The organism is Mycolicibacterium aubagnense, from assembly GCF_010730955.1.
Taxonomy (GTDB): domain Bacteria; phylum Actinomycetota; class Actinomycetes; order Mycobacteriales; family Mycobacteriaceae; genus Mycobacterium; species Mycobacterium aubagnense.
In genome coordinates, this window is record NZ_AP022577.1 from 843808 (window position 1) to 860928 (window position 17121).

19 protein-coding genes and 1 pseudogene are annotated in these 17121 nt (G+C 63.7%); 13 read left to right on the top strand and 7 right to left on the bottom strand.

Annotated features, from left to right (window positions below; translation table 11 throughout):
• Window positions 1-18 precede the first annotated feature (18 nt).
• Complete coding sequence (locus G6N59_RS04245) at window positions 19-453, bottom strand: pyridoxamine 5'-phosphate oxidase family protein (RefSeq protein WP_138228362.1); 435 nt, start codon at window positions 451-453, stop codon at window positions 19-21.
• 187 nt (window positions 454-640) lie between these two features.
• Here G6N59_RS04245 and G6N59_RS04250 point away from each other — a divergent pair, with 187 nt between their 5' ends.
• Window positions 641-1480, top strand: coding sequence for a universal stress protein (locus tag G6N59_RS04250; RefSeq protein WP_138228361.1), 840 nt, complete (start codon window positions 641-643; stop codon window positions 1478-1480).
• Window positions 1481-1494: 14 nt separating this feature from the next.
• Here G6N59_RS04250 and G6N59_RS31005 read toward each other — a convergent pair.
• The 3 genes and pseudogenes from G6N59_RS31005 to G6N59_RS04265 form a co-directional block, all read right to left on the bottom strand.
• Window positions 1495-1603 (bottom strand): annotated as a pseudogene (locus tag G6N59_RS31005) (1-phosphofructokinase family hexose kinase); the annotation flags it as partial.
• Window positions 1604-1701: 98 nt separating this feature from the next.
• Complete coding sequence (locus tag G6N59_RS04260) at window positions 1702-1983, bottom strand: DUF1876 domain-containing protein (protein ID WP_138228360.1); 282 nt, start codon at window positions 1981-1983, stop codon at window positions 1702-1704.
• A gap of 66 nt (window positions 1984-2049) precedes the next feature.
• The gene (locus G6N59_RS04265) at window positions 2050-2484 is read right to left on the bottom strand and encodes an Hsp20/alpha crystallin family protein (RefSeq protein WP_138228359.1); all 435 of its coding nucleotides are present in this window, start codon (window positions 2482-2484) and stop codon (window positions 2050-2052) included.
• A gap of 197 nt (window positions 2485-2681) precedes the next feature.
• Between G6N59_RS04265 and G6N59_RS04270 the strand changes: the two genes are divergently transcribed.
• From G6N59_RS04270 to G6N59_RS04310, 9 genes are all read left to right on the top strand, one after another.
• Window positions 2682-3326, top strand: a complete 645-nt coding sequence (locus G6N59_RS04270) for an SRPBCC family protein (protein ID WP_306789617.1) — start codon at window positions 2682-2684, stop codon at window positions 3324-3326.
• A 460-nt stretch (window positions 3327-3786) separates the two neighbouring features.
• Window positions 3787-4041 (top strand): hypothetical protein, encoded by a 255-nt coding sequence (locus G6N59_RS04275; protein ID WP_138228358.1) that lies wholly within the window; start codon window positions 3787-3789, stop codon window positions 4039-4041.
• 8 nt (window positions 4042-4049) lie between these two features.
• On the top strand, window positions 4050-5849 hold the full coding sequence (acsA, locus tag G6N59_RS04280) for an acetate--CoA ligase (protein ID WP_138228357.1): 1800 nt from the start codon (window positions 4050-4052) through the stop codon (window positions 5847-5849).
• The gene (gene pdhA / locus G6N59_RS04285; protein ID WP_407665815.1) at window positions 5846-6829 is read left to right on the top strand and encodes a pyruvate dehydrogenase (acetyl-transferring) E1 component subunit alpha; all 984 of its coding nucleotides are present in this window, start codon (window positions 5846-5848) and stop codon (window positions 6827-6829) included. The genes acsA and pdhA overlap by 4 nt, the downstream gene beginning before the upstream one ends.
• Complete coding sequence (locus G6N59_RS04290) at window positions 6826-7803, top strand: alpha-ketoacid dehydrogenase subunit beta (RefSeq protein ID WP_138228356.1); 978 nt, start codon at window positions 6826-6828, stop codon at window positions 7801-7803. Before pdhA ends, G6N59_RS04290 begins: the two co-directional genes overlap by 4 nt.
• Window positions 7800-9023 (top strand): dihydrolipoamide acetyltransferase family protein, encoded by a 1224-nt coding sequence (locus G6N59_RS04295; protein ID WP_138228355.1) that lies wholly within the window; start codon window positions 7800-7802, stop codon window positions 9021-9023. Before G6N59_RS04290 ends, G6N59_RS04295 begins: the two co-directional genes overlap by 4 nt.
• Window positions 9024-9030: 7 nt before the next feature.
• A complete protein-coding gene (locus G6N59_RS04300) occupies window positions 9031-9291 on the top strand; it encodes an acyl carrier protein (RefSeq protein ID WP_138228354.1) in 261 nt (86 codons plus the stop codon).
• 278 nt (window positions 9292-9569) lie between these two features.
• Entirely contained in the window at window positions 9570-10433 is an 864-nt protein-coding gene (locus tag G6N59_RS04305; protein WP_163910949.1) for a cyclopropane mycolic acid synthase family methyltransferase, read from the top strand.
• A 64-nt stretch (window positions 10434-10497) separates the two neighbouring features.
• Window positions 10498-11382 (top strand): cyclopropane mycolic acid synthase family methyltransferase, encoded by an 885-nt coding sequence (locus G6N59_RS04310; protein ID WP_138228353.1) that lies wholly within the window; start codon window positions 10498-10500, stop codon window positions 11380-11382.
• Window positions 11383-11437: 55 nt separating this feature from the next.
• Here G6N59_RS04310 and G6N59_RS04315 read toward each other — a convergent pair whose 3' ends face one another.
• The 3 genes from G6N59_RS04315 to G6N59_RS04325 all read right to left on the bottom strand — a co-directional run bounded on the left by G6N59_RS04315 (window position 11438) and on the right by G6N59_RS04325 (window position 15073).
• Window positions 11438-12613: an NAD(P)/FAD-dependent oxidoreductase gene (locus tag G6N59_RS04315; protein ID WP_138228352.1), complete on the bottom strand. Its 1176-nt coding sequence runs from the start codon at window positions 12611-12613 to the stop codon at window positions 11438-11440.
• Between the two features lie 34 nt (window positions 12614-12647).
• Entirely contained in the window at window positions 12648-13241 is a 594-nt protein-coding gene (locus G6N59_RS04320; protein ID WP_138228351.1) for a fasciclin domain-containing protein, read from the bottom strand.
• Between the two features lie 170 nt (window positions 13242-13411).
• Window positions 13412-15073, bottom strand: a complete 1662-nt coding sequence (locus G6N59_RS04325) for a cytochrome c biogenesis protein DipZ (protein ID WP_138228350.1) — start codon at window positions 15071-15073, stop codon at window positions 13412-13414.
• Window positions 15074-15229: 156 nt separating this feature from the next.
• Between G6N59_RS04325 and G6N59_RS04330 the strand changes: the two genes are divergently transcribed.
• The 3 genes from G6N59_RS04330 (at window position 15230) to G6N59_RS04340 (ending at window position 17105) form a co-directional block, all read left to right on the top strand.
• Window positions 15230-15895, top strand: a complete 666-nt coding sequence (locus tag G6N59_RS04330) for a fasciclin domain-containing protein (RefSeq protein WP_138228349.1) — start codon at window positions 15230-15232, stop codon at window positions 15893-15895.
• 109 nt (window positions 15896-16004) lie between these two features.
• Complete coding sequence (locus G6N59_RS04335) at window positions 16005-16175, top strand: hypothetical protein (protein ID WP_163910952.1); 171 nt, start codon at window positions 16005-16007, stop codon at window positions 16173-16175.
• 75 nt (window positions 16176-16250) lie between these two features.
• Entirely contained in the window at window positions 16251-17105 is an 855-nt protein-coding gene (locus G6N59_RS04340; RefSeq protein WP_163910955.1) for a cyclopropane mycolic acid synthase family methyltransferase, read from the top strand.
• Window positions 17106-17121 lie beyond the last annotated feature (16 nt).

The window sequence follows — 17121 nt, forward strand, 5'->3', positions numbered from 1 at the left end:
GCGCGGCGGTCCGCACAGCTAGGTAGCTGTGGCTTCGACGTCAGGCTCAGGGCCAAAGGAAAATCGGCGACCGGTGAGTCTGAGCGGGCGGATTCGTACGTAGTGCTGCTTCACGGTCGCAATCCATGGAATGAGCTGTGCTTGGTCAGCCTCGGTGATCTCTTCATCGGTGCGTAGCGTCTTGGCCATTCCCCTGATGACCACGCTCCAGCCTTCGGCAGCATCGTGGTCGTCGGCTTCGAACAGCACGTTCTTGTTGATCGCAGCGCTGACGAGCTTGGTACCCTCCGCTGTGCGGAACAGCACGCTGTGGCCTTGCACGACGAAGTTGACCGGGAATATCTCGACCTGACCGTCGACGACCGTAACGAGCCGTCCCAGCGCGACTCCGCGCATAAGATTCCAGCATTCACTCTCCGACAAGATGGAGATCGGTTGCGTTAGTTGGGACATGCCCGTGACCTTACGGAGCGCTGCGTGCAACGACTGTGGCCGAAAGTCATCCAATCGGCATTCCAATGGCCTTTGGCCCGGTCCGAATCGTTCGTGATGGACCGGTGCCTTTGGTCTCTATCGTCGTTCAGCGACCCAGCCGATACTGGAGGCGAAAGCGTCCAGTGCGACACGAAGTGAGGTTGGCATGACGAACCCTCGTGCCGGCCTGCCCGTTGTCGTCGGCATCGACGGCTCCGATGCGGCTATCCGGGCGGCGCTGTGGGCCATTGATGAAGCTATGGTCCGAAGTGTTCCGTTACGGTTGGTGGCCGCGCTCTCGCCGGCACATCTCGAACGCTCGCATGGGACGGCCGATCCATCGGTGGCGCATGCAGATACGGCACTGCGGGCCGCAGCAGACGCAGTGGCGGCCACTGGCAAGCCGGTGCAGATCGAGACTGTCCAAAAGCACACCGCCCCAACCACCCTGCTCCTCGACGAGTCACGATCTGCCGCTCTCCTGTGCGTGGGTTCGGTAGGCATAGATCGGATAGCTGCCAGAGTCTTGGGGTCGACCGCCGAAGCTGTCGCAAGCCGCGCGCAGTGTCCGGTCGCCATCGTCCGCTCGCATAGCGGGACATCTGTGCACACCGAACGTTCATCGGGTCGCAATGGATGGGTTGCTCTGTCCTTCAACACTTCTGGCGATCATGACGAGCTTGCGGCGGTCGCATTCCGCGAGGCCGCGCTGCGCAACACCGGGGTGATCGCGGTCCTCGTACCGTCGTCGGCCCAGACAACCGCACGCGATTCACTCGTCGACAGAATCATCGCAGACTGGTCGTCCCGCTACCCGGATGTTCCGGTCCAGAGCTGGATGGCCGCCAGGTCACTCGACGAATTCATCGCCAGCAGTGAGGTTCCCATCCAGTTGGCAGTGATCGGACCGCCTGACGCCCACCACCTCCAACGGCTGGTCGGCCCGGCGAACGGTCTGTCGCATTTTACGCAAACCGAATGCTCGGTCATCGTCGTGCGCCACTAACTCGGCAACGAGGATGCTACGTTGATGCCGCCCGCCGGCATCGTAACGGACACCCGCACAACGGATCTTGTCCGTGGGACGCACCACCTCGGCTGCGGTGGTCCTATCCAAAGCCGGATTCATCGTCAGCGTGACATCAGCGTGACAATGGTCGGCCGGCTCAGCACTCCGGACATTTCACAACTCCCGTCGCTCGACTCAGTTGCGCCGGCTACGGGTCGTCAGTGCACGGAAGTTACGGGCTGTTGAGTGCTGACTGCGATATCGTGGCTGGCCGCGACGAGCAACTGATCGGCCAGGTCGCGAAGTGCACGAGCGACAGCGAGTTCGTCTCCGATATCGCTGATGTCTCGGTCGGCCGGATTGCACCGCGCCGCGCCAAAACCCACCGATTCTTTGTCGCTCCAATACAAGCGTGCCTTGGCGCGAGTGTGGCCATCGCGTTCGTCGATGGAGACGTACACTGTCCAGCGCTTAAGCGTTCTGGCTTGACCAAAACTCATCTGAGCGCCCCTCTACTTGGGTGCCCGTGGTCCCGCATCGGGATTGACCCGGGACCACGGCACAGGTCACTTGGCAGGCTCGATCGCCACGTGCTTCTCGGCCGACTTGACGGCACTGACCGGTACCGTGACCGTCAGAATGCCTTTGTCGTATCCGGCTTTGATGCCATCTTCATCGGCGCCCGACGGCAGCGTCACCGAACGCACGAACGAGCCGTAACTGAACTCGGAGCGCCCGTTTGATTCCTTCTTCTCGCTGCGTTCGGCCTTGATGGTCAAGACGCCGTCGCGCACGGTGATATCGACATCCTTTTCCGGATCGATGCCCGGCAGTTCAGCGCGAACCTGGTAGTTGTCCTCTGTCATCTCGTCCTCGACCCGGATGATGTGGTTGTCGAAGACCGGGTGCATGCTGGGCCAGGCCGGCAGGCCGGCAAACAGCTCGGTGAAGTCCGGCCAGAACGAGCGCGGCCGGTGTTGGACAGGAAGTTTCGATGACATGGCGACTCCTCGGGCGGGTTGATGGTTTCCATCGATATCGGATCACCGTCGCGGAGCGGCACGGTAGGGACCGAAGGCCCGGCTCTGTGTGCCGTTCGTCGGCGGTCGGTGGACAACTAAGGGACGCAAGGCCCTAGTTGGATGTGGCGATCCGAGTGCAGGGTCGTCGCATGACGAGGACACATCTGACGGAAGCTGTGGCCATCTCGGCTCTGCTGTACGCCGCACGGCGCTACTACCGCAATTGGGGCACGACGAAGCAGGAATGCCGCCATAAGCTTCCGGGTGATGAACTGGTTCGCTCCCCCGCACTTCAGTCGACTGAGGGCGTGTGGATCGACGCACCGGTGGAGGCAGTCTGGCCATGGCTCACGCAACTGGGTCAGGACCGCGCCGGCTTCTACACCTTCGAGACCATCGAAAGCCTGCTGGGGCTCGAATTCCACGTTGACACCACCATTCATCCCGACTGGCAGCGGCTCTCGCCGGGCGACCCGGTACGCCTGGCGCCGCCCGGCTGGTTCGGACGGAAGTACGGGCTCGTGCTCACGGTATCGCGCATCGTCGAAAACCAGACGATCGTGCTCAGTGGAGCTCCGCCGGAATTCCCTTGGCACGCGGTGTGGTCATTCCACCTTGAGCCGCATTACGACGACCAATGCCGGCTACTGGTGCGCACCCGGGCAGGGCTCCGTCATCCGGGCCAGCTGTTCATCACCGAATTAGCCGGTCCAGCAGTTACTCTCACCGTGCGCGGGATGTTGTTGGGCATCAAGGACCGGGTGGAAACGGCACAGCGCGCCCACGAGAAACCTCGCACGGGTACCGCGCAAGGCGCGTGATAAGGCCTGCGCACCAGTCACTTTCGCCGGACGCGAATGAAGGTCGAAGACCTCTGCCATGACCACTCCCACCTATGTTCACAACCTCTCCGCACTGCGACACTCACACTGGCCACGATGGCGGTGATCGGGCTCGGTATTGCGCTGACGGTGTCCCGGCTGAGTGGCCCGCTCGGCTTCACATCGTTGCCATGGCAGTTCTTCCTGGCACTGCCTGGATTCACCGTCGCCGCTGGTCGATGTCACGAGAGCGGTGTTCTAAACCGAACCCGTCCGAGTGGCAGGGCAGCCGCATCGCACGCGGGGTCATGAGCACCTAATCCACCGCCGGGCTGCCCGCTTCAGTCATTCTGGGCGTCTGTGATTTCCCGCCGCGGGGCGGGCATTGATGACCTTGGTCACTATCGCTGCCTGGGCACGCGCCAAAGAATGAATGCGTCGTGCGATCGAAAGGAAGCCGATGTCACGCACCGATGAGTTCGAACTGACCAGCGACCTACTCGACGCCATCGCCTGGAAATTCCTGGGCTCCGAGTTCACCGGACGGCGCTATGTCGGGTGGCCGATCGAACAGCGTCTCGACCGATACCTCATCCACCAAGGTCTGCCCGACTTGGTTGACGACGGGTCCGCCTTCAACGCGCTGTTGGACCGCGTCATGACCAACATCGGCCCGGCTTTCCGCAGTGGCGTTCTTGCGGTGTCGGCGGGTTAGGACTTCCCGTGGCCGCCGTCATCCACAAGACCGCTCGCGATTGCCGTGTCCCGCCCAATCTGCGCGACTACGAGCAGACGCGCCTCACTTTCTCCTGGTCTGAGGTACCGAACCTGTGCGAGGGCATGGGGCCGGGCGGCTGCAATATCGGCTATGCGGCGCTCGACCGGCACGCCCAGGGGCCGGCGGCAACACGCACCGCACTCCGGTTCGTTTCGGCCGCCGACTGGGATCATTCGTTGGTCAGCCGCAATCTGAGCTATCGCGAGCTGGGCCAGCTCTCGCGCCGATTCACCAACGTTCTTCGCGCACTGGGCATCGGCAAGGGCGGCCGAGTTTTCACCATGATGGGCCGATGCCCGGAGCTGTACATCTCCGTCTTGGGCGCCTTGCGAAACGGTTGCGTGGTGAGCCCGCTGTTCTCGGCATTTGGACCAGAACCGATCTCCACCCGGATCAACCTCGGTGCGGCCGACGTGCTCGTCACCAGCGCGCCCATCTATCACCGCAGGATCGCCGCCATCCGTGACCAGCTCCCGTCGGTGAAGCACATCCTCATCGTGGACATCGACCACGCCACGGAGATCCCTGGGACATTGGATTTCTGGAACCGAATGGCTGACGTCGACGACGATGCACCGGTCTGCCCCACCACCGCAGACGATCCGGCGCTGCTTCACTTCACCAGCGGCACTACAGGAACGCCCAAGGGGGCGATCCACGTTCACGGTGCGGTCGCCATGCACTTCATGACCGGGCTCTACGCGCTCGATCTGCACCCCGATGATGTGTTCTGGTGCACTGCCGATCCTGGCTGGGTCACCGGCATGTCCTACGGCGTGATCGCACCGCTGCTGCACGGGGTCACATCGATCGTCGACGAGGCTGAGTTCGATGCCGAACGTTGGTACCGCGTCCTGCACGACGACGACGTGACAGTCTGGTACACCGCGCCCACTGCAATACGCATGTTGATCAAGGCCGGGCCCGAACTCGCCGCGCAGTACCGATTTCCGCACCTGCGGTTCATCGCCAGCGTCGGCGAGCCGCTGAATCCCGAAGCTGTCTGGTGGGCAAAACGCGTGCTGGGTCTACCGATCCACGACAATTGGTGGCAGACCGAGACCGGCGGCATCATGATCGCGAACACGCCGGCCTTCGATATCAAGCCCGGCTCGATGGGCCGCCCGTTGCCGGGAGTGGACGCGTATCTGGTGCGCCGGAACGACGACAACACGATTTCGGTCATCGATGCCCCGGACACCGAGGGCGAGTTGGCCCTGCGCCCCGGCTGGCCGTCGATGTTCCGCGGCTACCTGCATGAGGAAGCGCGATACCGATCGTGTTTCGCCGACGACTTCTACCTCACCGGCGATCTGGCGAAGCGCGACTCTGACGGCTACTACTGGTTCGTCGGGCGCGCCGACGACGTGATCAAGTCCGCGGGCCATCTCATCGGGCCGTTCGAAGTGGAAAGCGTGCTGACCGACCACGAAGCGGTCGCCGAGGCTGCGGTGATCGGTAAACCAGATCCAACTGTCGGAGAAGTGGTGAAGGCGTTCGTGACGCTGAAAGACGGTGTCTCTGGCGGCGAGGCGCTGCAACGAGAGCTGCTCGGCTACGCCCGCAAGCGTCTCGGCGCCGCCGTGGCGCCCAAGGAAATCGAATTCGTCGATGCGCTGCCCCACACCCGCAGCGGCAAGATCATGCGACGTCTGCTCAAGGCCCGCGAATTGGGACTCCCCGAAGGTGACACCTCAGCCGTCGAGGAGTCGCAGGCTCGGCAGCACCACGAGGTGCGGCAGTGACACCCGCTCTGCTCAACCACGAGCTCACACTGGGCCTGCTTTCGGACATGGTCCGCGTGCGCCGCATGGAGGAACGCTGCGCAGAACTGTATGGGCAGACCAAGATTCGCGGCTTCCTGCACCTGTATGTCGGCCAGGAGGCCGTCGCGGCCGGGTCGCTTCGCGCGCTGGGGCCTGACGACGCGGTAGTGGCCACCTATCGCGAGCATGCCCACGCGCTACTGCGAGGCATCCCGATGACGGCGATCATGGCCGAGATGTTCGGCAAGCGCGAAGGCTGCTCGCGCGGGCGCGGCGGGTCGATGCACCTCTTCGACGCCGCCAGGCGCTTCTACGGGGGCAACGCCATCGTCGCGGCCGGCCTGCCGCTCGCGGTGGGTCTGGCGCTGGCGGATGCCACGCAACATGGAAATCGGCTCACCGCTTGCTATTTCGGCGACGGAGCGGTCGCGGAGGGGGCCTTCCACGAATCGCTGAACATGGCCGCACTGTGGCAGTTACCGGTCTTGTTCTGTTGCGAGAACAACCTTTACGCGATGGGTACGGCGTTGTCGCGGGCGCAGTCGCAGACCGATCTCACCGCCAAGGCGGCGTCGTATCGGGTGCCGACACTGGCTGTCGACGGGATGGACGTCACCGCGTGCCATGGCGCCGCCCGGGAGGCCGCGGCACACATCCGCACCGAAGGCGGCCCATTCTTCGTCGAGTTCCGCACGTACCGGTTCCGTGCTCATTCGATGTTCGACCCCGAGCTGTATCGCGACAAGGCCGAAGTCGAGCACTGGCGCACACGTGATCCGATATCCCAGTTCACCGCCACCTCGCTGCAAGACGGCACGCTTGCCCCGGACGACGTCACCGCGATCGAGGAAACCGCTGAGCGCGAGATCGATGACGCCGTCGCGTTCGCCGAGGCTGGAACCTGGGAGGATGTCGAAGACCTTGAACGCGACGTGCTGACTCCGGAATCGGCCCGATGAAGACCGCATACCGCACCGCAGTACACGATGCCCTTCGCGACGCCTTGCTCAATGACCCCCGCGTCGTGTTGATGGGCGAAGACGTCGGCCGATACGGCGGGACCTACGCGGCATCCAAGGGGCTGCTCGATGAATTCGGTCCCGAACGGGTTCGTGATACCCCGTTGTCAGAGCTGGGTTTCGTCGGAGTCGGCATCGGCGCGGCGCTGGGCGGTCTGCGTCCGATCGTCGAAATCATGACGGTGAACTTCAGCTTGCTCGCCCTGGACCAGATCGTCAATACCGCTGCGGCACTGCGGCATATGTCCGGCGGCCAGTTCTCGGTCCCGCTGGTTGTCCGAATGGCCACCGGAGCTGGACGTCAACTCGCGGCTCAACATTCCCACAGCCTGGAGTGCTGGTACGCCCATATTCCGGGCATCACGGTGCTCGCGCCGGCGACCGTGTCCGATGCGTACGGCATGCTGGGCACGGCGCTGGCCGCCCCGGATCCGGTGGTGATCTTCGAACACGTCCAGCTCTACAACAGTTCGGCCGAGGTCGATGGGCTGGTTCCGACCGATATTTCGCGCGCGGCGATACGCCGGGCCGGGTCCGACGTCACAGTGATCGCCTACGGCGGAACGCTGCCCAAGGCCCTCGACGCGGCCGACACCCTGACATTGGACGGTTTCGATTGTGAGGTAATCGATTTGCGGGTCCTGCGGCCGCTCGATACCGACACCATCGTTGCGTCTGTACGCAAGACGCATCGAGCGGTGATCGTCGACGAGGCTTGGCGCAGCGGCAGTTTGGCGGCCGAAATCAGCGCGCGTCTCATGGAGAACGCCTTCTTCGACCTCGACGCACCAGTTGCGCGGGTCTGCAGTGCCGAAGTGCCCATCCCCTACGCAAAACATCTCGAGTACGCGACGCTACCGCAGCCCGAAGCTGTCGTCGCCGCGGTGAAAAACCTCTTCGGTGAACAACGATGATCGAGTTCACCATGCCATCGCTGGGCTCCGACATGGACGAGGGCACCCTCGACGAATGGCTGATCAAACCCGGAGACATGGTGACCCGGGGCCAGGTGGTGGCAATCGTGGAAACCTCCAAGGCCGCCGTCGAAATCGAATGCTGGCATGAGGGCACAGTCGGAGAACTGTTGGTCCCCGTCGGCCGCACCGTCCGCATCGGTGCGCCGCTGGCGACACTGCTGGCGCCCGGCGAGGCGCCCGGCCAGGCGGTCGGCACGGCGGCCGGCCAGGCGGTCGGCACGGCGGTCGGCACGGCGGCCGGCGAGGCACCAAGACAAGCGTCACCGATACCAACCGGCAAGACGACGGCCGCCGGGCCACCCCCGGCGGCCGTCGCACCCCAGCGGCGCCGGTGGGTGACTCCCGCTGCCCGTCGCCTCGCGGCGACGACAGGTGTCGACGTCGACGCCCTGACGGGTACGGGACCGCAGGGATCGATCACCATTGGCGACGTCGAGCGGGCGGCAGTGGCGACGCAGCCGAAACCGAAGGCGACCGCCGCCGACCGTGCCGCCCAGATGCGGACATCCATTGCAGCCGCGATGAGCCGGTCGAAGCGGGAGATTCCGCACTACTACCTCGCCCACGAGATCGTCATGGACGCGGCCCTCGCCTGGTTGACCGAACGCAACGCCGACAGGCCGATCACCGAACGGGTGTTGCCCGCGGTGCTGCAGTTGAAGGCGGTTGCCCTTGCCGCCGCGCGCTACCACGATTTCAACGGCTTCTGGCGGTGCGATACGTTCGAACCTGCCCCCGGCGTCCACATCGGGGTCGCGATCTCCCTACGCAGTGGCGGCTTGGTCGCACCCGCCATCCATGACGTCGGCGATACGAAGCTCGACGACCTGATGAGCAACCTGTCGGATCTGGTGGCCCGCGCCCGCGCGGGATCGCTGCGCAGTTCGGAGATGTCGGACCCAACCATCACGGTCACCAACCTCGGCGAGCAAGGGGTCGACACCGTTTTCGGCGTGATCTATCCACCGCAAGTGGCGCTGGTCGGGTTCGGCAGGCCGGCACCACGAGTTCGCGCCGTCGACGGTGGGATACGCATCGCCACGACGGTGCATGCCTCACTCGCAGCCGACCACCGGGCGAGCGACGGACACCGCGGCGCGCTCTTCCTCAGCACGATCAACGACCTGCTGCAACGCCCTGACCTCTTGGACAAGTGAGAAAGCTATGAGCGACAACGACATTCGCGGGGAAGTTCTCTCGATCTTGACCGCGATCGCTCCCGAGGTGGACCCGGGCGATATCCGGGACGAGCAGCCGCTCCGGGACCAGGTGGATCTCGATTCCATGGATTGGCTGAACTTTCTGGTCGGCATCCACAAACAACTCCGCGTGGATATCCCCGAAAAGGACTATTCGTCCCTGCGCACCCTGGACGACGTGGTGCGCTACCTCAATCAGCATGCAGTGCAAGGCAAATTGACGTAAGCGTCGGCCGCCCAACGCCGTCACGCTTGGGGCTCTGGGCATTCCGTTGTGTCTGCCGGCCTGCCCGCTGACGATGTCCGAGATGATGCGCCTGCCACTTAGTCGCCTTCAGCGATTGGGAGAATTTGGTGGCAGAAAGTTTGCTGATGCGCCCATCCGGCGGTGACCCAGCAACGAATACAGGTTGTCAGGTGCGGTGAACAACGCCGCCTGGACGAACGTAATCGAAGCATCACGCACCTCCGGTGGGTCCTGGTGATCTGCCAGAAAGGAACGCCATGGCAAGCAAACTCACCCCGCATTTCGCGGACGTCCAGGCGCACTACGACCTCTCGGACGACTTCTTCCGGCTCTTCCTCGACCCCAGCCAGACCTACAGCTGCGCATACTTCGAGCGCGACGACATGACCCTGGAACAGGCCCAAACGGCCAAGATCGATCTAGCCCTCGGAAAACTGGGCCTAGCACCCGGCATGACACTGCTCGATATCGGCTGCGGCTGGGGCGCAGCCATGCGCCGCGCCGTCGAAAACCACGACGTGAACGTCATCGGGCTGACACTGTCCAAGAACCAGGCCACGCATGTAGAACAGCTGCTCGACGGCATGAACACCACACGCTCGCGCCGCGTCCTGCTACAGGGCTGGGAACAGTTCGACGAACCCGTCGACCGCATCGTGTCCATCGGCGCCTTCGAACACTTCGGCCACGACCGCTACCCCGCCTTCTTCCGCATGGCCTACGACGCCCTACCGCCGGACGGCGTCATGCTGCTACACACCATCTGCGGTATCGAAGCGGGTCAAGCCGCGGCACTGGGCATACCTCTGACGTTCGAGTTGGCGAGGTTCGTGAAGTTCATTCTCACCGAGATCTTCCCCGGCGGCCGGCTGCCATCCATCTCGATGGTTCACGAGCACGCTACGGCGGCGGGGTTCCGGGTGACCCGGGTGCAATCCCTGCAACCCCACTACGCCACAACCCTGGACCACTGGGCAGAAGCGCTCGAAACACACCGCGACGAAGCAATCGCTATCCAATCAGTCGAGGTCTACGACCGCTACATGAAATACCTGACCGGCTGCGCCGACATGTTCCGGCTCAGACAAGTCGACGTCAACCAATTCACCCTGCAGAAGTAACAGACCGCCGCCGAACCGTCACCCATACGCTCGGCAGGTTCTGCCGGGCTGAAAGGCAATATTGATGTCACCTGGTTCTCAAGACGAAATGCGACCGCATTTCGAGGAAGTTCAAGCGCATTACGACCTGTCGGACGATTTCTTCGCCCTTTTCCAAGACCCGTCGCGGACCTACAGCTGCGCCTACTTCGAACCCGAAACCCTGTCACTCGAACAGGCGCAGATCGCGAAGATCGACCTCAACCTCGACAAGCTCGACCTCAAACCTGGCATGACGTTGTTGGACATCGGCTGTGGTTGGGGTGCCACCGCCAAGCGTGCCGTCGAGAAGTACGACGTCAATGTCATCGGACTCACGCTGTCAAAGAACCAGCAGGCCTTCACCCAACAGCTCCTCGACAGCATCGACACAGACCGGACTCACCGGGTGCTGCTGCACGGGTGGGAAGAGTTCGACGAACCCGTCGACCGGATCGTGTCCATCGAAGCCTTCGAGCACTTCGGTTTCGACCGCTATCCGGATTTCTTCAAGAACTGCTTCGAAATCCTTCCGGAGGACGGCCGCATGGCCATACAGAGCAGCGTCGGCTTCCATCCGTATCAGTTGAACGCGGACGGCAAGAAAGTTACGTTCGAAACCGCGCGCTTCATCAAGTTCATTGTCACCGAAATCTTCCCGGGTGGGCGAATTCCGACTACGGACATGATGATCGAGCACGGCGAACGGGCCGGATTCGTTGTCCCCGAGGCGATATCACTGCGATCCCACTACATCCGGACATTGCACATGTGGGGCAACGCACTGGAGGCCAACCGCCAGCGGGCCGTCGACGTCCAATCGGAAGAGGTCTATCAGCGTTTCATGAAGTACCTGCGCGGTTGTGAGCGTTACTTCACCGAAGGGCTGCTCGACGTCACCCTCGCCACTTACTGCAAGACGCGCGGTTAGGCGCGGACCCACCCCGGGGTGAGCGGGCGCGGCGCTCACCCCGGGTGGATGCACGCTAGGGAGTGGCCCACTTCTCCCAGAACAGCAGCCGCGCGCGAATCGACGGGTTGCTCAGAGCGTCGAGCGCATGTACACCCGCGTTTGCGACAGCTGGCATACCGACCAATCGATGGAACCTTCGCCCGCGTCGGTATTCCTTGCCCCAGGCCTCCTGTACTCGCTGGGCATAGTTGGTGAAGTCGTCGGGGCCACCATTGATCAGCGCCGCAACAGCACATTCACCGGCGGCCAGCCCGGATTGCAGGGCTTTCGATATTCCCGCGCCTGACGCAGGCCGGGCGGCGCCGAGCGCGTCGCCCGCGAACAGGACGCCCGGCCGCCAGGGCGGCCACGCGGTAAAGCCCATGGGCAGCCGCCACGCCTGCACCGCTTTCGTTTTCCTCAATTCGCCGATCGTCGGCAGCTCCCAGTCGGCAGGCAGGCCGGCGAGGAACTCGCTGAGCAGCTGCGTCGCGTTGATCTGCCGCCAATTCTTGTAGCTGTTGACATATCCCAGCCCGACGTTGACTCGGCCACCGCCCAGTGGGAACACCCAGCCGTAACCGGGCAATTGATCACCACGGAATCTCAACTGCAAATGAACGTCGAGCGAATCGGCGTCCGGGCGATTGGCAGTCATCTCGGCGCGGATCGCGATGGCGGAGTAGCCGCCGCTGTGACGCGAGGACAGGCCCAGCGCCCGCTTGATCGGCGAATGAGCACCGTCGGTGGCTATCACTGCATCAGCGAAAACCCGTTCGCCGCTCTTGAGAACGACGCCGCTGGCCCGGCCGTGTTCGTCGACGATGGGCGCCACGACTTCGGTGCCGCGGCGTACCTCGGCGCCGCAGAATTCCGCGCGATCAAGCAGCATCAGGTCCAGCTCCAGACGCCGTGCGACGTGCCCGTGATCGGGCATCCCCGGGCGGTCCGGGAACGCCAGATCCCATCGGCTCGGGCTATAGACGGTGGCGCGATCGACCCGGTGGAACTTGGCGACCTCCTCGGCCAACCCCATCTTCTGGATGAAGCTGACCGCCCGCGGCGTCAAGCCGTCGCCACACGGCTTGTCACGCGGAAACTGCGCCTTGTCGAACACCACCACCCGGGCGCCGGCCTGCGTCGCCTGCCACGCGGCGGCAGCCCCGGCCGGGCCGCCGCCCACAACTACCACGTCGTACCGGCTCGTCATTCGATACTCGCTTCGACCACGAATGCGGAAACCATCAGGACTGAGCCGGCGGGGTGAGCACAGTGTCGATCATGTACACCGTGGCGTTGGCGGTTTGTACACCGCCACAGACGATGTGAGCGTTATTGACCTTCATGGTGTTGCCCGTACCGGTGACGGTCAGCGGCTGGCCCTGCACGGTCGGGTGGGTGCCGACGACGTCGCGCGGGCTGAGCCGCCCCGGGACGACGTGGTAGGTGAGGATGCTGGTCAATGCGGCCGAATCGGTCTTGAGCGCATCGACCGTGCTCGACGGCAGCTTGGCGAAGGCATCGTCGACAGGTGCGAAGACGGTGAACTCGCCACCATTGAGAGTGTCGACCAGATTGACGTTCGGGTTCAGCTTGCCGGAAACGGCTGCCGTGAGCGTGGTCAGGATTGGGTTGTTCGATGCCGCCACGGCGACGGGGTCAGCGGCCATGCCGGCCACTGAGCCGGGCCCGGTCGGCACTTGCTTGGCGTAGCCCGCGCAGCCCGGACCCACCAATGAGTCCATGGGCACGGCATTCGCCGTCGCCGCTGACAGCGGCACGATGCTGCCGGCGATGACGGCCGCCGCAATCACAGTTGTCAGTCGCTTGCTGTTCATTGGTGCAAACCCTCCGTTGTAGTGCGGTGCCCGACCGATGTCAGGTGGTGACGCTCAGGTATTCGGCACCCGGACGGGTTCGGATAGGTGAGAACTGCAAATCCGATGGTCCGATGTGTGGAGAGCCGCCGCTTCGCGTGTCGATGCCGGATGTGAAGTGTTGTCGTCGGTCAGCCGTAGGCGAACGAATACACTTGCAGCCCTTGGCTCGGCCGAACTTCCAGCTGCCCTGGTTCTGGTCCGTCGGCGGCCGCGAGCCGATAGGTGTTGGGCGGGCCGTCGACCGGCACGGTGGTCAGCGCACCGTCGTGATCGACGGTCAGTGAGCCCTTCCCTCCGGCGACGATATACACCGACTTGGCGTGATAGCGCAGTCGGATAGCTGACGTCTCGCTCCGAGCCGTCGCGCCCTGATAATCCACCAACCACCGGCCGCTCAACGCGAAGGTGTCATCGGGCTGGGCCTGCGGGTAGGAGAAGCTGGCCTCGCCTTGGTCGTAACGTCCGGGACCGGCGTAGTTGACGACCTTGCCGACGGACAAGAACGTTTCTGGTGTCTGACCGGACGTAGGGGTGGCATCGACGAGATCCGTTGGTGACGGCAGATTTACCGCGGCGTCGGCGTCGATGAGCAGCTGCCGGATCAGATTTTCGGTGACGTCGTAGCCGCCTTCCCCGAACGTGATCTGCCGGACATGGCCGTGCGCATCGATCAGGTAGCGGGCGGGCCAGTACCGGTTGCGATAGTTGGTCCATGTCGAGAAGTTGTTGTCCATGGCGATCGGATAGGTGATGCCCAGCTTTCTCGCGCCGTCGGCGACGTTCGCCGGAATTTTCTCGAAAGCATATTCCGGCGTGTGTACGCCGACGACCACCAAGCCGTCATCGCGATACCGGTTGGACCAGGCGATGACGTGTGGAATCGAACGTTGGCAGTTGATGCATGAGTACGCCCAGAAGTCGATGAGCACCACTTTTCCGCGCAGTGCTGCGAGGACCAGCGGCGAGCTGTTCAGCCACCGGTCGATGCCGGTCAATCCCGGCGCCGGTCCACAGTCTTCGAGCTGGTGGCTTCCGTTGTGGCAGTTGGACAGTCGCCGGTTCTCATCGGTGATGATGCCGCCCAAGTTGAGCTTCTGTTCTATCTGGTCGGCGCCACCACGGTGCTGCAGTGCTGTGGTGTAGTCGGGTATCGCCCGCTGCAGCGTGGCAGGAAGATCGAGCGCCAGCGCGACCGACAACACGATCATGGTCACTCCGCCGGCAACGCGGATCCCGCGTTGCCGGCGCCGAAAAGCACTGACACGATTGGTGATCTGCTGCCCAGCGAGCGCGAACACCGCCAAGGGGACGCCTACACCAATCCCGAACGCGATCGTCAGCGCGATCGCCGACGGCCCGATCGACCCGGTAGCGCCGGCGACCACGATCGCCGCCAACACCGGACCGGCGCACGGCACGAACACCAGACCGAGCACCAAACCCAATCCGAACCCGCCACGCGACGTGCTGACCGCCGGTTGCGGTATCCGGGCAAATGGCCGCTCCAATACCGACTCGACGGCGGGGAAGATCAGGCCGAGCCCGATAAGAGCCAACATGATCAAGCCAGTCCCCCGAATCACGTTGGCGGGCAGGGAAAATAACTGCAGCAGCATCGAACCCAGCAGTGTGCTGATGCTGAAGCTCAGCACCAGACCGGCGACCACCAGCAGCGGGCGCCGAACACCCGCGGATCCCGACAGGAAGATCACCGGCAGCACGGGCACGATACACGGCGAGATACCGGTGATGAGCCCGCCCAGGACGCCGATCAGTATCACAGAGACCATGCCTGTGGTTCGCTGCCAGGCGCTCACCGGATGGGCGCGAAAGTGCCCGCAGATATGGCAATTCCACCATCGGCCCATCCGCGAAGGCCTCGGCAGCGAATCAATGACTGCACACCAATAACGGCGACATCGGTCGTCCATGAGAAGGAGAGATGGATGCAGCACACGTATCACCCGCGGGCCGCCGCGGCCGGCATGTCGGTTCTCGCCGCGATCGCCTTGACGGCGTGCTCCAACGACAGCGCGCGTGAATCGACCGCAGCATCGACAACCAGTAACGCCGCGTCGGCGGCCGGTGCCGCGGCAACCACCGAGCCTGCCGGCGCGGCCTCCGGATTGGTGGGCGCGGGGTGCGCGGCGTATGCACAAAAGGTTCCGACCGGGCCGGGTTCGGTAGCCGGCATGGCCGCAGATCCTGTGGCCGTGGCCGCGTCGAACAACCCGATGCTGACTACTCTGACAGCGGCACTGTCAGGCAAATTGAACCCGAACGTCAACCTGGTGGAGACGCTCAACGGCGGCCAATTCACGGTGTTCGCGCCGACCGACGACGCCTTCAAAAAACTGTCGCCGTCGACCCTGGATTCACTGAAGACCGACTCCGCCGCGCTGACCAAGATTCTCACCTATCACGTTGTGCAGGGCCAGCTCTCGCCGGATGTGGTTGCTGGCGCGCATACCACGCTGGAGAGCGCGGCGGTGAATGTGACCGGCACGGGTGCTGACCTCAAGGTCGACAACGCCGAACTGGTATGTGGCGGAGTGAAGACTGCCAACGCCACCGTCTACATGATCGACACGGTGCTCATCCCACCGAAATAGGGATCGCTCACCGCCGACACATTGGGCGGGCCCGCGGCGGTCCTCGACGGCCGCGGACCCGTTCGGAGTATGCAAATCGGCAGGGCAGCAAGCCTTTAGGAGAAAGTTGATGAACAAGATACGCAGCACCGTGCGGATCATGGTTCGCGCCGCAGCCCTCAGCGCGCGCCTGACTCGCTGTGTCGCGATCCGGCTGATCGGCTACGCAATCAAGCCACCCTCGACCGGCTCCCACCGAGCACCGGTGCCGGGATCCGAGATCGGCACCGGCACAGCATGATCGTTGGCGATGCCACCCTCGACTGCCCATCCGCTATCGGCCCTGGGTCCTGGTGATCTGCCAGAAAGGAACGCCATGGCAAGCAAACTCACCCCGCATTTCGCGGACGTCCAGGCGCACTACGACCTCTCGGACGACTTCTTCCGGCTCTTCCTCGACCCCAGCCAGACCTACAGCTGCGCATACTTCGAGCGCGACGACATGACCCTGGAACAGGCCCAAACGGCCAAGATCGATCTAGCCCTCGGAAAACTGGGCCTAGCACCCGGCATGACACTGCTCGATATCGGCTGCGGCTGGGGCGCAGCCATGCGCCGCGCCGTCGAAAACCACGACGTGAACGTCATCGGGCTGACACTGTCCAAGAACCAGGCCACGCACGTAGAACAGCTGCTCGACGGCATGAACACCACACGCTCGCGCCGCGTCCTGCTACAGGGCTGGGAACAGTTCGACGAACCCGTCGACCGAATCGTGTCCATCGGCGCCTTCGAACACTTCGGCCACGACCGCTACCCCGCCTTCTTCCGCATGGCCTACGACGCCCTACCGCCGGACGGCGTCATGCTGCTACACACCATCTGCGGCCTTGACCCGCGTTACGCGACGCCACCACTGCCGGCAGGACGAATCAGTTTCATCCAGTTCATCACGACCGAGTTCTTCTCGGGCGCCCGGCTACCGTCAGCGGCGATGGTGCGTCAGCACGCCGCCGCGGCGGGGTTCCGGGTGACCCGGGTGCAATCACTGCAACCCCACTACGCGACAACCCTGGACCACTGGGCAGAAGCGCTCGAAACACACCGCCACGAAGCAATCGCCATCCAATCAGTCGAGGTCTACGACCGCTACATGAAATACCTGACCGGCTGCGCCGACATGTTCCGGCTCAGACAAGTCGACGTCAACCAATTCACCCTGCAGAAGTAACAGACCACCGCCGAAC